The following is an 18,281-nucleotide window of genomic DNA, read 5'->3' as shown; positions in this document are numbered from 1 at the left end:
GTTTCCCGCTATGGAACTGTCAGTACTTGCGGTCTTTCTCGTCGCCGGCATTGCGAGCTTGTTCATGGCGTGGGTTATCGGTGCTGGCTCCAGCGGCGCGACCCCGTTCGCTCCGGCGGTCGGTGCGAATGCCATCTCGACGATGCGTGCGGCCTTTGTCGTCGGCGTCTTCGGCTTCGCCGGCGCGGTGATACAGGGCGCGAACGTCTCTGAGGCGGTCGGTCGCGGCCTCGTCGGGGGCGGCAGTCTCCCCGCGACGGGCGTCATCGTCGTCCTGTTTATCGGCGCGGGGCTGATGGCCGTCGGTATCAAGACCGGCTATCCGATAGCGACTGCCTTTACCGTCACCGGCTCTGTCGTCGGTGTCGGCCTCGCGCTCGGCGGAACACCCGTCTGGTCGAAATACCTCCAGGTCGGTGCGGTCTGGCTGTTGACTCCCGTCGTCGGCGGCGGCCTCGCGTATGCCATTGCGAGTGTTCTCCCCCGGAACGACGTGCCCGAACGGTACAGCGTCGCGGCCCTGGCCGGCCTCGTCGGGGCTGTCTTGGCGAACATCGAGTTCGCCTATCTCGGCCCGGGCGAGACTGCGGGGACGGTCGCTGGCGGCGTCGGGCGAACACTCGGTACCGAGACGGCGACGCTGTCCGGCCTCGTCTCGGCGCTGGTCGGGCTCTCGGTCGCCGGACTCGTCTGGTGGGACATCGGACGACAGACGACCGACGGGCTCCGGCGGGTGCTCCTCGCGCTCGGTTCGCTTGTCGCCTTCTCGGCCGGCGGGAGTCAGGTCGGGCTCGCAGTCGGTCCCTTGCTCCCGTTGCTCGACGGCGTCGAGATGGTCTCTGTGACGGCAGTCCTCGTCGGCGGCGGTATCGGCATCCTCGTCGGCTCTTGGACCGGTGCACCACGGATGATAAAATCTCTGGCACAGGATTACTCCTCGCTGGGCCCGCGGCGATCTATCGCTGCGCTCGTTCCCTCGTTTCTCATCGCACAGGTCGCCGTGTTACTCGGCGTCCCCGTCTCGTTCAACGAGATTGTCGTCAGCGCCATCATCGGGAGCGGCGCGGCGGTCGGCGGCGGCGACGCGGTAAGTCCGCGAAAGATTCTGTTCACCGTCGGCGCGTGGGCTGGCTCATTCGTGTTCGCGCTCGCTGCCGGATACGTCGCGGTTCTCGCGCTCCCAATGTAAGGCCACAGCGAGTCTGCACAGAGCGGTCGACGAAACAGTATTTCAGAAATACACAATACTGATGGCAAAGAGACACCGTAGTATCGTCTGTGTCACTCGCTGGCTTCTCGCGGCAACTGGTTTGGGCGCCGCGAGCAGACGACGTACCGCAAGATACGGCGCTCGTGTCGGTATATCTCTATAACTTATGACGCTATTCACCTCTCTTACCGATGTAATTCGTAGAAATAGTATTGTCTGTTTCGTTCAAAACTGTTAATTACGTCCGCCGAGTAGGGGCTGTTGAAGCAGTGTATGATAGTAACACAACCATGCAACATTGGCGGTGAGACGCGATGGTAACGTTCGGGAGCTATCCACCGGCCGTAGAGGCGGGCTTGCTCATCGGTGCGGTACTCGTGGAGGCACTCGTCCTCTATGTCGGATACGGCGCGCTAGAAGGGATGGTCGGCCAACAACTCCTCGACCGAATCAAACGCACATAGATGGCTATCTTCGGACTCAGTCCGGCGTTGCTCGTACTGTTCGTCGGCTTCGGACTACTCATCGGTATCCTGTTCGGCTTTTTCGGGATGGGCGGCTCGTTTCTCGTTACACCGGCGCTGCTGGTGATGGGCTACCCCTCGCGGGTCGCCGTCGGGAGCGGACTCGCCTTCGTGTTCGGTACCTCGGTCATCGCGACGCTGAAACACCGCGACCTCGGGCAGGTCGACTACAAGCTCGGGGTGTTGATGATTGCGGGGACGACCGCTGGCATCGAGGTCGGCAAGGAGGTGGTGTTACACCTCGAAGACCTGGGGCTGGCCGGGAGCATCATCAGCGTCACCTACGTCGTGTTGCTCGGCGGTATCGGCGTCTTCGTGACCTACGAGGCGGTGACGGGCAGTGACGGCGGTATCGACCACGACGCGGCTGACGACCCGGCCGACGCCGACGAGATTCCCGACATCGCCAAGACGATTCAGTCCTACCGGGTGCCGCCGATGATAGACCTCCGGGGCGGGGTCACGGTGTCGCTGTGGATGATTCTCGGTGTCGCCTTCGCCACGGGGCTGCTGTCGGGCTTTCTGGGCGTCGGTGGCGGCTTCATCCGCATGCCTGCGCTGTTCTATCTCATCGGGGTGCCCGTCCCTATCGCCGTCGGGACGGACCTCTTCGAAATCGTCTTCTCGGGTGGTATCGGGAGTTTCACCTACGCGCTCGACGGCGGTGTCAATCTCAGTATCGTGTTGCCACTGCTCGCCGGCAGCGCGCTCGGCGCGCGCATCGGGTCGGCGGCGACGAGCATCGTCGACGAAGACGAAATCAAGGTCTACTTCGGCGTGATGCTCCTCGGCGGCGCCGTCGCCGTGGCCGTCCGCGAACTCGGTAACGTCTACGGAATCGATGCCTTCGACGTCGTGAGCCTGGTGTTGATTCTCGGCTCGGCACTGCTTGTCAGCGGTGCCGTCGTCTACAGCACGGTGAGCGCGCTCCGCGAGCGCACCACCGTCACAGCACAGGCCGCCGACTGAACTGTCTACAGGATTGTGCAATTCATGCAAATTCTTTTAACCGCGTAGTCCCAATCCAATCGTAAGAAAGATGCCAGATTCGATGTCTGAACAGCTACGACAGGACATGCAGTGTGAGGGCCTACTCGAGTGTTTCCACGGCCTCAAACAGCTCGACAAGGACGTGTTCAGGGTTCTCGTCGAAGTCGAAGAGCCACAGACCGTCGACGAGATTGCCGAGCGCGTCGACAGAGAGCGCTCGACTGCCTACCGGGCGGTCCAGCGTCTTATCCAGGCGGGCTTCATCCAGAAAGAACAGGTCAACTACGACCAGGGAGGCTACTACCACGTCTACCGGCCGACCGACCCCTCGAAAATCGCCGACAACATGCAGCGCCTCCTCAACGACTGGTACGCCAAGATGGGACAGCTCATCCAGGAGTTCGAGACGAAATACGAAGACGAGACTTCGATACAGTCTGCTGACGCATAACGACCGCCGAGCTATCACAGGTCCTGTCGGGGCCAGCTCCTCTTCTCGTTGTATTGTGTAATTTCTACAAAACCCTTAACTACGGCCAGCACCAAACAGTGTGTGATGGCAACTGATACTGCGACCGACGCTGTCGCGCCCGAGGAACCGATGCATATCGACGGCGAAGCCGACCTCGACGAGACCGTCGCCGATTACGATGTCGTGCTCGCGGACTTTTACGCCGACTGGTGTGGTCCGTGTAAGATGCTCGAACCAATCGTCGAGACGCTCGCGGCCGAGACGGATGCGGCCGTCGCCAAGGTCGATGTCGACGCGAACCAGCAACTCGCCACCGCTTACGGGGTTCGCGGCGTCCCGACGCTCGTGTTGTTCGCAGACGGCGAGCAGGTCGAAGAGATTGTCGGCGTCCAGGGCGAAGACGAACTGCGCTCGCTCGTCGAGAGCTACACCGCGTAGCGTCGCCGACGCTCTTTACTTAGACTCGGTGACAGTGCGGATATTTCTCCCCTGTGGGTCGCCGAACGGCTCTTGGGCGTCACGTTCGAAGACACGCCTCCCACGGACCATCGTCCACTCGGGGAACAGCGCGTCCCACCCCTCGAAGGGCGTCCACGGGCAGTTCGTGTGTAGCCGTTCTCCCCGTATCTCGGTGACTTCGTCCGGGTCGACCAGCACGAGGTCGGCGTAGTTGCCTTCGTGCACCCGGCCCCGGTCGGGGAGGTCGAACACGTCTGCGGGGTTGGTCGCGGTCAGGTCTCGCACCCGTTCGTAGTCGAGGCGGCCGCGTTCGGCTTCGACGAGCAACAGCGGGAGCACAGTCTCGACGCCCGGCACGCCGCTGGGGGCGTCCCAGACGCCCACGTCTTTCTCCTCGCGCGTGTGTGGCGCGTGGTCGGTCGCAATCATGTCGACGGTGCCGTCGGCGACGCGTTCGTAGACACGTGAGCGAAGCGTTTCCCGCCGTAGCGGTGGGTTCATGACGCCGTGGGTGCCCAGGTCGGAGAGCTGCTGGCGCGAGAGAAAGAGGTGGTGTGGCGTCACCTCGCAGGTCATCCCGTGTTCGGCGGCGATGTCGATACCCTCCGGCGTGCTCGTGTGGGCGACGTGAATCTGGATGTCACGCTCTGTCGCCAACTCACAGGCCCGGCGGACGGCCTCTCGCTCGGCCTGTGGACGGCGGTAGGCGCTCCAGGCGTCGGCGTCGTCGCGCTCTCTGGCGCTCTCGTTGAACAGCGTCTCGTCCTCGGCGTGGACGGTGACGGTCACGTCGTGCTCGCTGGCCTGTTCGAGAGCCTCGGCGTACAGCGAGGTGTCGATGCCCATCTCGCCCGTCGAGTCCGCGAGAAACACCTCCCCGAGGGCAAACAGCGGCTGGTCGAACAGCGTCGCCGGCTCCCAGTCGGCGGTGACGCCGCCGTTGATACCGAAATCGACGTGGGCCTGTTCGGCGTACCCGAGTTTCTCCTCGACTGCCGGGCCGTCGACCGTCGGCGGCTCCGTGTTCGGCTGGTCGACGACCGTCGTGACGCCGCCGGCGGCGGCGCTTTTCGTTCCCGTCTCCCAGGTCTCTTTGTGGCCAAAGCCAGGCTGACGGAAGTGGACGTGTACGTCGATCATCCCCGGCAGCAGCCGCATCCCCGTCGCGTCGAGGACACGCTCGTCGTCTGCTTCGAGGTCGTCGCTGACGGCGGCAATCCGCTCGCCGCCGACGCGAACGTCTCGGGTGCGCCCGTCCGCAAGCGTCGCGTTCCGAATGAGCATATCCACGCTCTACGCCGAGGGGTGGTAAGTCTCCCGAACGACGCCGACGACGCCACTACACGCTGTCGACGGTCACGCTACCCGCGGTCAGGCGGTCGATAAGCGACTCGACGACGCGGTCGGTGTCGCCGCCGGCTCTGGCGATGCTCCCGACTGCCTCGCGCTCGAAATCGACTGCGAGCGCGTCGTAGATGGGCGCGAGCACGTCGGCGACGGCCTCGTGGTCTTCAACCAGCAGAATGCCGGAGGTGACGGCCACGTCGCTGTGGACCCGCTGGGCCAGCCCGGCTATCTTTCCTGTCCCAGACAGCGAGTGTGTTCCCGGACAGAAGGCTCCTTCTGGCTCGCCCTCGTGGGCGTCGACGCCGAGCTCCTCGAGCGCGGCGTTCACTCGTCCGGTCACGCGGTCGTACCGGTCGGTGATGCCAGTCCGTGAATCCTCGACTGGTTCGGCGACAGCGAACGCGACGGTGCTGCCGGTGAAGGCGACGGCGTGACCGCCGACGCTGCGCTCGGCGATTGGGTAGCCGTGGGCTGTTGCCGCCTCGCGCGCTCGCTCGTAGCCGTCCCGGTTGCCGTCCCGTCGGCCGAAGGCGACGTTTTTCGGCGGTCGCCAGACCCGGACGCCGGGCTCGCCGGTGTCCCGGGTCCGCTCGACGAGGTCGTCGGTCGCCGCCAGGTCCGCAGCGAGGGACTCCCTCCGGCCACGCAGCACGTACATGGTCACTCTCGCTCTGTCACTGATACGGGCTGCATCAGCGGGTAGCCGTCGACCAGTTCCATCTCGGCGACGACGCGAACGCCCTCGTACTCGATTGTCAACGCTACCTGCATGAACTCGCCGGTGAGTTCGGTGTAACTCGCCGACCCCTCGGCGATGGCGGCCGCGAGTCTGTCGGTGTCGGGCGTGACTGTCACGTCGACACAGTGTGGCTGGTTCTCGATTGCCTCCTCCATCGCTCGTGCGATTGAGGGGGCGCTCTCGGGACTGACCGGCGTCCCCGCGAACTGGTGGTACAGCGAGCCGAACTTGATGCCCGCCTCGAAACAGGCCGCCTCCGCGTCGGTCGGTGTCGTGTCGGTCATGCTGGAGTAGCTCGTCGGACGTTCGTGACGAGCGCGTATCTACCCGTCGGTCCCGGCGACCGGCGGGTCAACAGCAGCCTCCTGTCTGGCCCGTCCCTGGAGCGGGACGGTGACGCTAATTGTCGTCCCGTCCTCGCCTGTCGAGGCAGTCACCGACCCGCCGAGCGAGACGGTGAGCCAGTTTATCATCCACAGCCCCAGCCCGCTGCCGTGGTGGAGCTGGTCTTCCTGTCCCTCCTCCAGGAAGATGAGTTCCTGGTCGGAGATACCCGGCCCGTCGTCTTCGACGGTCATCGTCAGCCGCTCCTCGTCGGCTGCGAGCCGGACGCGAACGTCGACCGCAGACGGCGGGGCCTCGCTGTGGAGGAAGGCGTTCTCGACCAGCTCCGCGAGCACCCGTTTCAGCTCCGAGTAGACCTGCCTGTTTGCCACCCCGGATTCGAGCGCGACGGTACACTCACCGCCGAGTTCGCGTGCCGTCTCCTCGGCCACTGCGGCGAGTTCCTTCCCGGGAACGTACACCGTTCCAAGTGCCTCGGCAGAGAGCGACTGCTCGATGTCCCGGGCCGTTTCGGAGTGGTCGGCCAGTTCGGCGGTGCGTTCGCTGATAGTGTCGAGCGACGCCTGTATCTCGGCGGGCACCTCCCCGGTTCGATCGGCGACCCGGTCGGCGAGCAGGTTGACGTGGCCGTCGATGACGTTTATCGCGGTCCGCAGGTTGTGTCGCAACACTCGATGGAGGACCGACAGGCGCTGTTCGCGCAGGAGCTTATCTGTCACATCGAGTTGGATAGCGACGAACGCGACGGGCTCGCCGTCCTCGTCGGTGACCGGCGCAATCGTCTGCTGTGTGATATATCGGTTGCCGTGTTTGGTCTCGTTGACCACCCGCTCTTCGAAGACGTTGCCCGAGAGAATCGTCTGCCATAGCTGCTCGTAGTGGCCCTCGCCCATCTCGCCGGAGTTGAGTATCCGCGGGTTCTCGCCGACAGCCTCCTCGGCGGTGTAGCCGGTGAGCCCCTCGAACGCCGGGTTGACGTACTGTATCGTCCCCTCGGCGTCGGTGATGAACATCGCAGCCCCCGCGTGGTCGATTGCCTTCTTGTACTGGAGTGCCTCTCGGTGGGCGTCGATACTCTCGATTGTCTCGGGGATGCGCCGGCAGATTTCCTCGATTAGCTGGCGCTCTGCGTCGTCGAACCCGGTCGGGTCCGCCGTGTACACGCCCAGCACGAACCGCTGGCGGTCCTCGAAGCTCACCGGAACCGCGAGACAGGCCGTGATGTCGTGGCGCTGTGCCCGGCGACTCCACGCGGCGTCAGTCGTCGCTGTCCGGGTCTCGTAGCTCTGCTCTTGGACCGTGGCTGCCCGCACTGGCTCTGACTCGCCCGCGTCGCTCGCTGCCCACTCCGCGTAGTCGGTCGCCGCGCCGACTGCCGTCTCGCTGTCGGCCGCTGGCATCGTCCGGTCCGTGATGCCGAGTCCACTCCTTGTCTGTTCGATATCGCCGGCGGTCGACAGCCGGACGAGTGCGTAGGCGTCGACGGACTCGAAGCGTTCGGGTACCTTCTGGACGAACTCCCAGGGGTCGGTGACGTTGACCAGTGCCTCGCTGATTTCCTGGTAGATACCGGTCAGCTCTTCGAGGCGCGTGGCCCGGGTCACGTCTTTGAGCGTGAGTATCTCCTCGGCGATGAGCGCGTCCGGGGCCGGTTCCCGGCTTGCCTCGTAGGTCCTCGCGTGGCCGCTGACCGCTCTGGTCACGCGCCTGGTTTCGCCGGGGTCCAGTGCGGCGAGTTCCGCGTCGATGTCCGCGAGCGGCGCGCGCGGAATCGCTCCCGTCCCCAGCACGTCCGCTGCCTGCTCGTTGTAGTCGATGACGATGCCGGCCTCGTCAAGGACGAGCCCGCCGTCGGAGAGGTTGTCTGCGAGTGCGGAGTGGTCGGGCGAGCTGTGCCGGGTGAACTCCGCCCGGGCGTAGAACAAGACACCGAGTGCGAAGACCGCGACACCCAGCGGTTCGTAGTTGATAAACACGAGCGGGTCGACGAACATCGCCAGCGCGAAGGGGACGACCGGGAGCCCGGTGGCGATGACGAGCGCGTACAAGAGGTGCGGGTGGCTGTTATCGTCCCCGCTTTTGCGAGTGAACGACTCGAATAGCCAGAGAAAGCCGACGCCTGCCGCAGTGTAGGCAAAGCCGGTTACAATCCAGTGTGGCGTGTAGTAGACTGGCGTCAGGTGTCTGAACGGCTCGCTCGTGACGGACATGCCGAAATACGCGCCGTGTATCGGGTTCGTCAGCTTCGCGCCGATGATTGTGAGGAAGATGGCCGCGCCGCTGAGTTGGATGGCCCGGTGACGGTGGTACCGACGGCCCGCATACGCCGACGCGAACGCGAGCCACGCGAACACCGTCGCGATGCCGACGACGAGGGCGGCGGTGTGTGTCGCCCGCGCTCGCGGGCCCGGCTGGAGCGCCAACTGGAGCGCCGTCAACAGCGACCACGCACCACTCAACACGAGCAACCACGCCAGACTCCGGCGCGTGTCGGGATGGTCGAGCGACCGGACGCCGAACAACCCCAGCAGGCAGACGATGCCGGTGGCCGCGAACACGAACACGTAACTCAGTCGTAACATGTGATAGTTGGCCGATAGCTTCCGGCCTGGCACCCCCTGTGGAGCAGGGTTATCTGCTGTACCGACGTAAATAGTCGTCTGATTCCCAGAAACCGAAACTGCCAGCCACCGGGGTCGTTCCAGCGGGCCGAGCCACAGCGAGACGAACCGTATGCTACTTATCGACTGTCGTGCTTGTTCGAACTGAATGGACGACCCGGTCTTACTCACGGGAGCGGGCGGACACGTCGGGCGGACCGTCTACGAGCGCCTCGCCGACGACTACGACTGGCGGCTCATGTATCACACCCAGCCGACCGAGGAGCCAGAGGCGCCGTATTTCACCGGCGACGTACAAGAGACCGAGGACGTACGCCCCGCGATGGCGGATGCGGGTACGGTCATCCACCTTGCGGGCGACCCCCGGCGTGACGCCCCCTGGCGGAGCGTCCTCACGAACAACATCGACGGCACCCACACGGTCTACGAACTCGCCGTCGAGTGCGGTGTCGAGCGCGTCGTCTTCGCGTCCTCGAACCACGCTGTCGGTGCGTTCGAGACCGACGAGCGCACCCCCGAGATGTACCGCGCCGACGACGAGTTCCGCCTCGACGGCACCGAACTCCCCCGTCCCGGCAACAAGTACGGCATCAGCAAAGCCACGGGCGAGACTATGGGCCGGTACTACCACGACGAGCACGGTATCGACGTCTGTAACATCCGCATCGGTAACCTGAACGAAGACCACCCGCCCATCGACTACGAGCGCGGCCAGGCGATGTGGCTCTCGCCGCGTGACTGTGCCCACATCCACGACTGTGCGCTTCGGGCGGACTACGACTACGAAATCGTCTACGGCATCTCCGACAACGACCGGAAGTACTACTCGCTCGAACGCGCCAAGGACGTACTCGGCTACGAGCCACGCGATAACTCCGCGGAGTGGGACGGCGCGGAGAGGATTTCTAACGACCTTTGAGGCCGTGAGAGTTTTCGGGTATTTCGCCCGTTTCTCGACCCCCTCTATTGTTGTCCTACACGGCGTGTAACCGGGTGTCCACTGTCTGCTGGTTCATTTTAGTGTATTGTCTGTAGACCTTTCAGTCTTCCCCTATTTAGGAATGATTCAGGAGGTATAGCGCTATATACGTCTGTTTGTAGGCGCTACCAGAATATACGAAAAGGGAATTGCGCCGGATTAGACGAGAGTGTCGGCTGTTTTGTGGACGGCACCTGAAGCATTTACCTCGTCTCTCCGTACCCGCTTGCATGGCCTTCGGCACGACATGGAACAACCTTCTCGACAACATCGAAGAACTCCCTTCGGACGCGACCCTCGTCACCCCCCTCTCGCGTAAGGCGTTTCGCGTGACCGACGTTCAGGAACATCGGGTGCTTATCGAGTACCGCGACGACGACGAGACGATACCCCTTCAGCGCGACCAGTTCGAGACGCTTCACCGTCGTATCCAAGACTCGCGTGGCGAGTTCGAGTTAGACCGACTCCCACCGGACGCCGAGCCGTATGCAACTGTCTTGTCCCTACACCCGCGCTTCGAGGTGGACGACCGGGAAGGAACGCTGACAGAGAGCGACCAGTCAACAGGCTCGCCGTTGGTTGAGGCGCAAGGGGACACCGACGACGCCGACGAAGAGCGCGAGGAACCCGATGTAGCCGTCTACAGTGACGCTCTGTTGCTTATCGACGCCCTCGAACGCCACGACGTGACCACGCTCGAAGATGTAGAGACGCCGGGGCTGGTCAACCTCTACACCCTGCTGTCGGACGTACAGCGCAACGCTAACGACTTACGGAAAGACATTCGGGCTGTCCTTCTCGACAGGCTTCACCACGACCAGCCGGTGTCCGGCCAGTTCGGGTCTGTCCAGCGGACGAGTCGTCGGAACCGGTCGCTCAAAGACGACGAGTTGGTGTTGAACGCGTTTGAGGCCGCCGGGATTGAACGGGAACGGTTGACGACCGTCGATTCCAGCAAGGTAGACGAAGCGCTTGATGTGACCGAGATTTCCGAAACCGACGTGTACGAAGTCGAAGAGAGCGAGTACGTCAGAAAGGCGGACGTAGACGAAGACCAGAAAGAGACGCGCCTACAGGGACTCAAAGACCAACTCGCGGCGACCGAAGGCGAAGAAGCCGACGAACTACGTGAGGAAATCGAGGAACTTGAAGAGCGGATTGACGAACTGACCGAGTTCCGAACCGGTCGGTCGTTCCACGAGTCGGCTTCAGGTGGTTGATTGCGGTCTTCGTTCAGGCTGTCTTCGAGGTATCGGCATTAACCAACATACGAACGCTCATTGGGCCGCCTGTTGGTTAATAGCGCGTATTATGAAAACGGTTCCAATCCCGTGCCGGTCATTACTAAATATTTGACAGGTAAGACACTCATTAGAATGAGCCGCCAATACCAATGTAAACAAAGATTCCAACAACAGTTGCAATCACGTCCAGTACGAATAAAATCACATAATCTTTCGATTCCATGACATTGAAATCATGACCTAATCAGAAAACGGTTATGAAGACGGTATTCACTTGACCCGCTTATTCACCGGGTGATTTCGGCTATTGTTGAACCAGAACTCGTCAGGTGTTCTATCGCAGGCTCGGTTATTCACTTTCCTGTCTGTCGGAATCAGTAATGGCCCACAGCGTAGGGCCTACCCGTCGGTGGTGTCGATACCGAGCGCCTGATTCAGCCCACAGAAACACGTCGTCGCATTGAACCCGAATCCGAGTGCCCCAACGAGGGCCAGCAATCCAGTCTTGCTCTTTCCCTTCCGGAGCGTGCTAATGGCGACGACGGTCAACAGGACGGCGAGTAGTGCGCGAGCGAGTCGGTCGCGGCCACCGACATTCTTTTCGGCCATATCCGGATTGTAGGACGCGTCGGGTTTGTATCTTCTCTCCCGCGAACGGTAGCATGAGAACCGGATACCGGCGAGTAACGCCGGTCGCCTATTCATCCGGCCATGAGCGGAATTTTCGACCGCTCTACCTGATTTCCGGGGTCAGCCATACCCTCGGTGTTCAATATGCCTACGAGCGATACCAGACAGGATTCCACCGTTTTAGAATGGCGGTGACAGCCGTTGCAAAGGCAATACTCACGAGAAATGCGATAGTAGCGTTAGTCCATCGTTGGATTCCAGTCATCCCCGCCCGATACCAAGCGAACACTGCGACAGTGACGCCGATAATTACGATACTCGCAGTCTCGTCTCTGGATAATCCGGTCACTGTAACAACCCCCCGTCTGAAAATACGCGGCGATACAGTGTCCACCCGATTGCCGAAGCCGCGACGATAACACCGATGGCTGTCGGGACGATGGCACTGTCACCGTCGAACGACCACCCAAAGAGAAGATAACCGCCGACAGCGACCACTGCGACGCTGTAACCGATGGTTCTGATTACCGCTGACTCTGAACGACCTGCGCCGGGCATACGTGTGTCTAACATCCCGATAAAATGTAATTCCGGGGGCAAGTTGTGAACCCTGAAACTGTCCCACGCGCTTTTTTACACAACGCTTCTTACACGTCTTCATGCCCGAGTCCCCGTCCCTTCGCAATCAATTGCGTGCTGACCTGACAGACAACCAGTGGGTGACGGTAACAGCGATTGGACTGGCGTTGGTGGCGTTCATGCTGGTGTCGCTCGACAGTAGTCCACTTCCTGTATCAGCCGATTTTGGTGCCGAGTTCCTGCTCTCATTGAGTCTCATGGACATGGCCTTTGCCTATGACGACTACTGGCCGGTCGAGTACAGGCCGATGTACGCGGTCATGTGGACGCTCTTGTTCGGGGTAGTCACGGTTGTCGTCTTCTTGGGCGTCTACGAACTCGGACTGTCACAGGTCGGAAATACGACCGCGAGTATCGCGGCGTTCTTGATAACGGTCGGCGTTCAGTTCGGGAGCGCAATCCTGTACGCTCGCATTCGCTGACGACGCCGATTTTCTCTCGTATTCTCATTCCCTATTCCGCAATGAACGATAGTGTTGGGCCGTCTACCCTCTGTTTCGGGGTTCGACCTACCGTCAGCAGAGCCATATACCCGCCTGCTGGCGGCGTGAGCGCGGTCGCCACCGAAGCGAGTGTGTTGGGCCGTCAATTCTGACGTGCGCTCTGCGGCGCTGTGCGGCTGTATGAGTCCGTTCTAATCCTCTATGGTAATCAATATACTCTTATAAATGCGTAACAATAATAAGATTATGGAACGTAGTATAGAGTAGGCTCACTGTCTCTTCGGGGTGATTTCCGGAAAAGCCCGCCTGCTGAAGACAGGCAGGCAGTGGGTCTTCAGGAGCGAAGACCAATGCAAACTACGTCTGCCGAGAGGCATGAGAGTAACGACCTCGAACAGCGCGACGTGCGAGCGCTCACCGAGTACATGACTACGCTTCCACTCGGGGGCGACGTGTACTCTGTGACGACGCAGAGCGGGTCAGAGTACCGTGTGGACGCCCGTGAAGGGCGCTGTACGTGTCCGGACAAGCAGTACAACCTCGAAGACGGCGAACTCTGTAAGCATGAGCGCAGAGTTCGATTCGCCACCGGTCAGTGGGCTATCCCCGCGTGGGTTGACGCCGACGAGGTAGACGCCCAACTCGGTGAACACATCGAAGAAACGCCGAAGGTCGCCGCCACTGACGGTGGTGTGACCCTCGAAGAGTTCGGTGGTGACGACCGCGACGACGACCGTCCCGAAGATTGCGACTGTAGCCCGCTCTTCGAAGACCTCGCCTGCTGGCCCTGCTACCGGGATGGGTTCGAGACGCCGAACCCTAACGCGACGGGTGGGGGCTAATGACCCGACCGTCACCTGCGGCGGCGCTGAACGGCGTACAGGTGGGCCACATATGCGACCGGTGTAATAGGGGTATCAGGACGGGCGACATGGCGGTAGTCTACGCGACCTACTACGACGCCGATGGGTGGGTCATCCGACGCGTGATGTGCGACTGCGGAAGTCGTACTATCGGGCTACCTACTGATGGTGCCGACGAGGTGATTGTGAGGCCGTGTACTGGCGTGGTCGGCTCGCAGGTGCCAAGACAGTGTGCCGAAGTCGGCTCTGATTAGGACGACGATTCAGCCAACGCGTCGTACTTGTCCAAGACCGACTCGAAATAGTCCTCGTCCATGATACGGGGACTCTGAACCCGATGGAAGTCCTCAAGGACGAACGCAGTCTGGTCGCGGTTGAGGCCGTAGGCATGGAACGCGGCGGCGTCGAGTTCAGCCTGAACTTCCCGACGTTCGTCCATGTCGGTCGCCGGTTCGATACCACCGAGCCGGTCGCGCATTTCCTCGAACTCGTCGCCGTAGCAGTTCAACCGAGCGGCACGCTTCCAGATGTAGTCGAACCACTCGTCACCAGTCGTCAAGCGGGGTGCCTGCGACTCTTCGAGTTTGTAGAAGACGACAGTCGAGTCGATTTTCGTCCGCATGAGGAAGTCGAACGGGAGGCTATTGAGCAACCCGACGGCGACGAACAGTTCTTCGTCCGAGTAGATACGTTCGTAGGCACCATGTAGAGTCGATTCCTCAAGGTCGTCCTCTTCAGGTTCGATTCGGTACGGGCGAAGGGTCGGGGCTTTGTCGTGGCACACTACCCCCTTCGGTAGCACCGAGGCAATCATCGTGCGCTCGTCGCTGGCACGGGCAATGTCGCGGTAGGAGATACGATATTCCGTGCAATCAAGCAGTACGTCGTCCTCTGATAGCGGCTCACCCCGTCGTTCTTCCAGCAATTCATTGACGAACCCGACTTGCGAACCAGACCCATCGAAGGCGTCGTATATCCCGCGTTTGAGTTTCGGTAGGCTCTTCTCCCGAATCCGCTTTTTCGCGCTCAACTCGGGGTCTTCATCCTCTGGTACGCCCCAAAACTTCGGCCCTTCCAAGTCGTCCAAGAACGACGGGTCGTACATGAATTGGTAGATGTTGCTTCCGCCGAGAACCGGGTACTCTCCCTCGTCTTCCGATTCAACGAAGCGGTCCACGTCGCTTCCTCGGTGAAGTTCAGCGTAGGGTTCTACGCGCCACGTATCACCAAGGTCCCTGCTGATGGGTGGGTGTGACAGTATATCATTGAGTACATCGGCCTCTTCCTGCGAATCGAGGTACGGGAAAATCCCCGCTTCGGGCGAATACTCCCGAAGTACACGACGTGGAATTGAGAGAGCGTGTTCATCGAGTTCCTGTAAGACTCCTACGTCATGCTGTTGGAAGATACCACGCAGTTCATCAGTGCTTCCACGGTTCTCGAAAACGAGGGTACCGAAGTTGTAGCGGTTGTCGATTTCAGGAAAGATTCCCTTGTTCTCGAAGGTGACGAGTGATTTAATCTCGGCTTCATCAAGAAGGTGTAGCCGCAGGTCCTTCGTGGACGAACCATTGAATATCGCACCCGGAAGAACTTGAGCCACGTAACCATCGTCACGGGCAATCTGAAATACCCGTTCAAGGAAGAGGGCAGACAGGTCGTTTTCGGTGGCCGCTGTTCGTCCTGCTACCGTTGGGCGCTGAAGTTCGTACTCGTCGGAGTTATTGAAGTAGTCTGCTTGAATTTCGACCTGACGCTTGTACTCTTGCCACCCTTCCCTGATTTCAGGGTCTTCCATCAGTTGTTCCTGCCGCTCCTGCTTCGCTTCGGGTAGCAGGGTGCGGAACTCGGAATCGAATCGAGTGAAGAAATCATCACGCAGGGGGGTGATTCGGTCCCACGGCGGATTCCCCACAACCACGTCGAACCCACCATCTGCGTAGACTTCAGCGAACTCAAGCACCCAGTTGAACGGTTGCATTTCCGCGACTGTCTCCTGATTCAGCCCTTCGATACCGGCCTCAACGAAGTCTGCGTGAATATCGCTAATCAGGTCCTCGCGTGCTTCGCGTAGTTTCTCGAACGCTTTCTGCCGGTGGTCTTCGGCAACGTCAGTGTCCACCGCTTGCTCGTGCTTCTCGATTTCGTCTATGATACCCTGATAGCGGTCCCGAACGCTGTCTTCGGTGAAACTTCCGAGCGTATATTCGCCGTCGTCAGTCGTCTCGGGGAAACCAGTGTACCCGATTAGGCTGTTGCCTTCACGCAGGTTGAAGACGATATTCGGTAGGGCGAGTTCGTCGTCGTCGAGGTCGTCCACTACATCCTCGTCCAACTCCGATATGATGGACAACCACAGCCGGAGTTTTCCGATTTCGACGGCAGGTCCCATCAGGTCCACACCGTAGATGTTGTTCAGGACCGTCGTCTTCTTCAGCCGGTATTCCTGCGGGTAGTTCTCGTTCTGCGCGTACAGCGCCTTGCGGACGTTGACGATTTCTTCGAGAACCGACGTGAGGAAGTGTCCACTCCCACAGGCAGGGTCCACGACTCGGAACTCGTCTACCTCTGCGAGCAGAGCGCTAATCAGGCCCCAATTACCCGGCAGGTCCTCGATAAGCGAGTACACCGAATCGTAGTTCTCGACTTCCGCCTCAGGCCAGTCACGCTCTTCGACCAGCACGCGACCGAAGCGGTCCAGCAGTGCCGGGCGAACCGTCTCTTCCGGCAGAAACGTGTAATTTCACTTGGGGTATAGTAGGCACCGAGTTCCTTGTTCGTATCCGCGTTGTCGCTGGTGATGTAGTTGACTGTCTTCTCGAAGACGTTCCCGAGGACACTCGGGTCGAGGTCAGTAGGTGAGCCGCCTGCCGAGAAGCTATAGCCTTCAAGCAGGTCGATAATGGATTTCATCACCGAGTTCCGCACGTCGAAGTCCTCTTCATTGAAATCATCGTCACCGAGGGACGGACGGAATAGCCCACCGTTCAGATACGGAATGTCCTCGAACACCTCAATGTCTTGGACCGTCGGCGGTCGCTGGTCGGGCTTCTCGTTCATCACGTCGTAGAACAGGGGTTTGACGAACTCGTCGTAGAGCGACCCGGTGTACATCCCGTCCTCGTAGGCGTCTTTGAGTGTCAGCAGAAGGTCGGGGTGAACGAGTTCCTTGTCTTCGAGGAACTTGATGAACACGAGGCGATTCATCAACTCGACGGCAAACAGCCGGGCGTCGTCTTCGGTCGCGCCGTCAGGTTTGACCACGCCGTCGCCAATCAACGAGCGTGGTGTCTCTTCGTCCTCGTCTACAATACCGAAGACGTAGCGAATGTAGTCGTCGTAGAACTCGTCGGTGATTTCCTCTTGGGTCCGCTTGATTACTTGACGGGCCTCGACGGCGATGGAAACGAAGTTCTCGAACTCGAAGGTGCGAAGAAGGCTGGCGACACGCTCGCGGTCGGCGTCGAAGACGGCTTCCTCGACAGGCTCCCGTGCGCCGACCTGATTCTCGAAGAGAGCGAGGAAGACGGGCTGAAGGTCAACCTCTTCGATTACGTTATGGCTGTACGAGTCAGGGTCATACCGGACGAACGCCCACCGAAGGCCGTCTGTGGCGAACCCAAAGTCCGACTCGAACTCACGCTGGCTCAGCCAGTCTCGGACCTGTCCGATACCGTGTTCACGGCTGTCGAGGGCCTTGTTGATGGGTTCGGCTTCGATAAGGAGCCGGGTCGAATCCGTGTCGAAGTCGCGCAGGGAGACAGTGTAGTCCGCGACCATCGTCCGACCACCGGACAGGCCGCCAGCCTCGGTATCGAAGGAATGGCCCAACTCAGAAAGCAGTGGTTCGATAACCGCCTGTTGGGTGAAGGGTTCGGGCTGAAGCCCGTCGCGGGTCATGCCGCCCCGGAGTCGATAGGACCCGGAGTCGGCCCGCAGGATGTTTTCGAGGGTGTCGTCGTCTATCTGTTCGCGGAGCCGGGACACAGCGTCGTCTATGGCTTCGAGAAACTGTACTTCGTCTTTATTTTCGACGGTCGTCTCGAACGCTTCTTGGACGAACTCTGTCTGTGAGGTAGAGGTTGTAGCAGGGGGCATATGGCGTCCACCGAAAGGATATTTCAATTCAACTGAGCAAGCAGGGTTAAAGATTTGGAAGCGGATGATAGGTAGTACGACTATCAGTATGGTGAGTGGCGACGACGAACGCGAAGTGATAGAAGAGTATCTCGAAGTCTTCTGACCGGTATTATCCGATGAAATTCGTTTCAGAAGAGATAGAGATGAGAGAAATTATACTATATCTGGTAGGAGTTGTATAGGAGAGTTCGTCACCCAAAGTCTTCGGTGGACAACATGGACAAGTGGGTTCGTGGACAACCCGGACAACACGGACAAGTGACTACGTAGTTTCGTTGGACAACACGAGCGTGTCATAGAATCGTTCACAGGGTTTTGAGCTTCGTTCGCCCGGGATTGTCTCCCTGTTCGTAGTTGGTGACTGCGACGATCACACGGAGACAAAGCGCCACGAACACCTGTGTTCGTGCGTGGACGCGGCCTCGGGCGAGGACGTGCCCGAGGCCGCAATCCTTGCAGGCTTCGTTTGTTCGTTCCACCTGCGTCCGGTGTTCGTACGTCTCGTCGAGCACTGACTGCTTGAGGCTGATGTCTTCAGCGTGTTCGTCGATGCGATCTTCGACCCTGTAATCGATGTCCAGCGGGTCGTCCGTATTGCGTGGATTGTACGGTGCAATCGGCACGACTCCCTGCGCC

At 60.5% G+C, this 18,281-nt stretch carries 16 protein-coding genes and 1 pseudogene; 10 read left to right on the top strand and 7 right to left on the bottom strand.

Annotation, left to right across the window (positions count from 1 at the left end):
- Window positions 1-10 precede the first annotated feature (10 nt).
- The 5 genes from BLR34_RS13960 to trxA all read left to right on the top strand — a co-directional run bounded on the left by BLR34_RS13960 (window position 11) and on the right by trxA (window position 3,634).
- Window positions 11-1,189: an inorganic phosphate transporter gene (locus tag BLR34_RS13960; protein WP_092704106.1), complete on the top strand. Its 1,179-nt coding sequence runs from the start codon at window positions 11-13 to the stop codon at window positions 1,187-1,189.
- Window positions 1,190-1,524: 335 nt separating this feature from the next.
- Complete coding sequence (locus tag BLR34_RS17110) at window positions 1,525-1,674, top strand: DUF7512 family protein (protein WP_176765339.1); 150 nt, start codon at window positions 1,525-1,527, stop codon at window positions 1,672-1,674.
- A complete protein-coding gene (locus BLR34_RS13955; RefSeq protein WP_092704104.1) occupies window positions 1,675-2,703 on the top strand; it encodes a sulfite exporter TauE/SafE family protein in 1,029 nt (342 codons plus the stop codon).
- A 70-nt stretch (window positions 2,704-2,773) separates the two neighbouring features.
- Window positions 2,774-3,175 carry a helix-turn-helix domain-containing protein gene (locus BLR34_RS13950; RefSeq protein WP_092704102.1) on the top strand — a complete coding sequence of 134 codons (402 nt, stop codon included), beginning with the start codon at window positions 2,774-2,776 and terminating at the stop codon, window positions 3,173-3,175.
- A 105-nt stretch (window positions 3,176-3,280) separates the two neighbouring features.
- Window positions 3,281-3,634: a thioredoxin gene (trxA, locus tag BLR34_RS13945; protein WP_092704099.1), complete on the top strand. Its 354-nt coding sequence runs from the start codon at window positions 3,281-3,283 to the stop codon at window positions 3,632-3,634.
- Window positions 3,635-3,649: 15 nt separating this feature from the next.
- Here trxA and BLR34_RS13940 read toward each other — a convergent pair whose 3' ends face one another.
- From BLR34_RS13940 to BLR34_RS13925, 4 genes are read right to left on the bottom strand one after another with little or no spacing between them, the layout of a single operon-like run.
- Entirely contained in the window at window positions 3,650-4,939 is a 1,290-nt protein-coding gene (locus tag BLR34_RS13940) for a dihydroorotase (protein ID WP_092704097.1), read from the bottom strand.
- A 55-nt stretch (window positions 4,940-4,994) separates the two neighbouring features.
- Entirely contained in the window at window positions 4,995-5,660 is a 666-nt protein-coding gene (locus BLR34_RS13935; protein WP_092704095.1) for a lipoate--protein ligase family protein, read from the bottom strand.
- Between the two features lie 2 nt (window positions 5,661-5,662).
- Window positions 5,663-6,025 (bottom strand): dihydroneopterin aldolase family protein, encoded by a 363-nt coding sequence (locus tag BLR34_RS13930; protein WP_092704094.1) that lies wholly within the window; start codon window positions 6,023-6,025, stop codon window positions 5,663-5,665.
- Between the two features lie 39 nt (window positions 6,026-6,064).
- Window positions 6,065-8,668: a PAS domain S-box protein gene (locus BLR34_RS13925; protein WP_092704092.1), complete on the bottom strand. Its 2,604-nt coding sequence runs from the start codon at window positions 8,666-8,668 to the stop codon at window positions 6,065-6,067.
- A gap of 187 nt (window positions 8,669-8,855) precedes the next feature.
- Between BLR34_RS13925 and azf the strand changes: the two genes are divergently transcribed.
- Complete coding sequence (azf, locus tag BLR34_RS13920; RefSeq protein WP_092704090.1) at window positions 8,856-9,626, top strand: NAD-dependent glucose-6-phosphate dehydrogenase Azf; 771 nt, start codon at window positions 8,856-8,858, stop codon at window positions 9,624-9,626.
- 290 nt (window positions 9,627-9,916) lie between these two features.
- Window positions 9,917-10,906 (top strand): DUF7983 family protein, encoded by a 990-nt coding sequence (locus BLR34_RS13915; protein ID WP_092704088.1) that lies wholly within the window; start codon window positions 9,917-9,919, stop codon window positions 10,904-10,906.
- A gap of 423 nt (window positions 10,907-11,329) precedes the next feature.
- Here BLR34_RS13915 and BLR34_RS13910 read toward each other — a convergent pair whose 3' ends face one another.
- Entirely contained in the window at window positions 11,330-11,539 is a 210-nt protein-coding gene (locus BLR34_RS13910) for a YgaP-like transmembrane domain (protein WP_092704086.1), read from the bottom strand.
- A gap of 680 nt (window positions 11,540-12,219) precedes the next feature.
- Between BLR34_RS13910 and BLR34_RS13900 the strand changes: the two genes are divergently transcribed.
- The 3 genes from BLR34_RS13900 (at window position 12,220) to BLR34_RS13890 (ending at window position 13,759) form a co-directional block, all read left to right on the top strand.
- Window positions 12,220-12,621, top strand: coding sequence for a hypothetical protein (locus BLR34_RS13900; RefSeq protein ID WP_092704082.1), 402 nt, complete (start codon window positions 12,220-12,222; stop codon window positions 12,619-12,621).
- Between the two features lie 371 nt (window positions 12,622-12,992).
- Entirely contained in the window at window positions 12,993-13,484 is a 492-nt protein-coding gene (locus BLR34_RS17105; RefSeq protein WP_176765338.1) for a hypothetical protein, read from the top strand.
- Window positions 13,485-13,573: 89 nt separating this feature from the next.
- Window positions 13,574-13,759 carry a hypothetical protein gene (locus BLR34_RS13890; RefSeq protein ID WP_218120898.1) on the top strand — a complete coding sequence of 62 codons (186 nt, stop codon included), beginning with the start codon at window positions 13,574-13,576 and terminating at the stop codon, window positions 13,757-13,759.
- On the opposite strand, the pseudogene BLR34_RS17630 reads toward BLR34_RS13890, so the two are convergent.
- Both BLR34_RS17630 and BLR34_RS13880 read right to left on the bottom strand, forming a co-directional pair.
- A pseudogene (locus BLR34_RS17630) lies at window positions 13,756-17,603 on the bottom strand (Eco57I restriction-modification methylase domain-containing protein). The gene BLR34_RS13890 and the pseudogene BLR34_RS17630 overlap by 4 nt on opposite strands.
- 347 nt (window positions 17,604-17,950) lie before the next feature.
- Window positions 17,951-18,281: transposase (locus BLR34_RS13880; RefSeq protein ID WP_143414173.1), on the bottom strand; the 331-nt coding region annotated here is incomplete at its 5' end.

Source organism: Halovenus aranensis (assembly GCF_900100385.1).
Lineage (GTDB): Archaea > Halobacteriota > Halobacteria > Halobacteriales > Haloarculaceae > Halovenus > Halovenus aranensis.
Note: the sequence above shows the minus strand (reverse complement) of the source record. Positions and strands in the feature narration are given on the sequence as shown.

Coding starts and splice junctions, on each gene's coding strand:
- BLR34_RS13960 (WP_092704106.1), top strand. CDS start 11: ATGGAACTGTCAGTACTTGCGGTCTTTCTCGTCGCCGGCATTGCGAGC.
- BLR34_RS17110 (WP_176765339.1), top strand. CDS start 1,525: ATGGTAACGTTCGGGAGCTATCCACCGGCCGTAGAGGCGGGCTTGCTC.
- BLR34_RS13955 (WP_092704104.1), top strand. CDS start 1,675: ATGGCTATCTTCGGACTCAGTCCGGCGTTGCTCGTACTGTTCGTCGGC.
- BLR34_RS13950 (WP_092704102.1), top strand. CDS start 2,774: ATGCCAGATTCGATGTCTGAACAGCTACGACAGGACATGCAGTGTGAG.
- trxA (WP_092704099.1), top strand. CDS start 3,281: ATGGCAACTGATACTGCGACCGACGCTGTCGCGCCCGAGGAACCGATG.
- BLR34_RS13940 (WP_092704097.1), bottom strand. CDS start 4,939: ATGCTCATTCGGAACGCGACGCTTGCGGACGGGCGCACCCGAGACGTT.
- BLR34_RS13935 (WP_092704095.1), bottom strand. CDS start 5,660: ATGTACGTGCTGCGTGGCCGGAGGGAGTCCCTCGCTGCGGACCTGGCG.
- BLR34_RS13930 (WP_092704094.1), bottom strand. CDS start 6,025: ATGACCGACACGACACCGACCGACGCGGAGGCGGCCTGTTTCGAGGCG.
- BLR34_RS13925 (WP_092704092.1), bottom strand. CDS start 8,668: ATGTTACGACTGAGTTACGTGTTCGTGTTCGCGGCCACCGGCATCGTC.
- azf (WP_092704090.1), top strand. CDS start 8,856: ATGGACGACCCGGTCTTACTCACGGGAGCGGGCGGACACGTCGGGCGG.
- BLR34_RS13915 (WP_092704088.1), top strand. CDS start 9,917: ATGGCCTTCGGCACGACATGGAACAACCTTCTCGACAACATCGAAGAA.
- BLR34_RS13910 (WP_092704086.1), bottom strand. CDS start 11,539: ATGGCCGAAAAGAATGTCGGTGGCCGCGACCGACTCGCTCGCGCACTA.
- BLR34_RS13900 (WP_092704082.1), top strand. CDS start 12,220: ATGCCCGAGTCCCCGTCCCTTCGCAATCAATTGCGTGCTGACCTGACA.
- BLR34_RS17105 (WP_176765338.1), top strand. CDS start 12,993: ATGCAAACTACGTCTGCCGAGAGGCATGAGAGTAACGACCTCGAACAG.
- BLR34_RS13890 (WP_218120898.1), top strand. CDS start 13,574: ATGGCGGTAGTCTACGCGACCTACTACGACGCCGATGGGTGGGTCATC.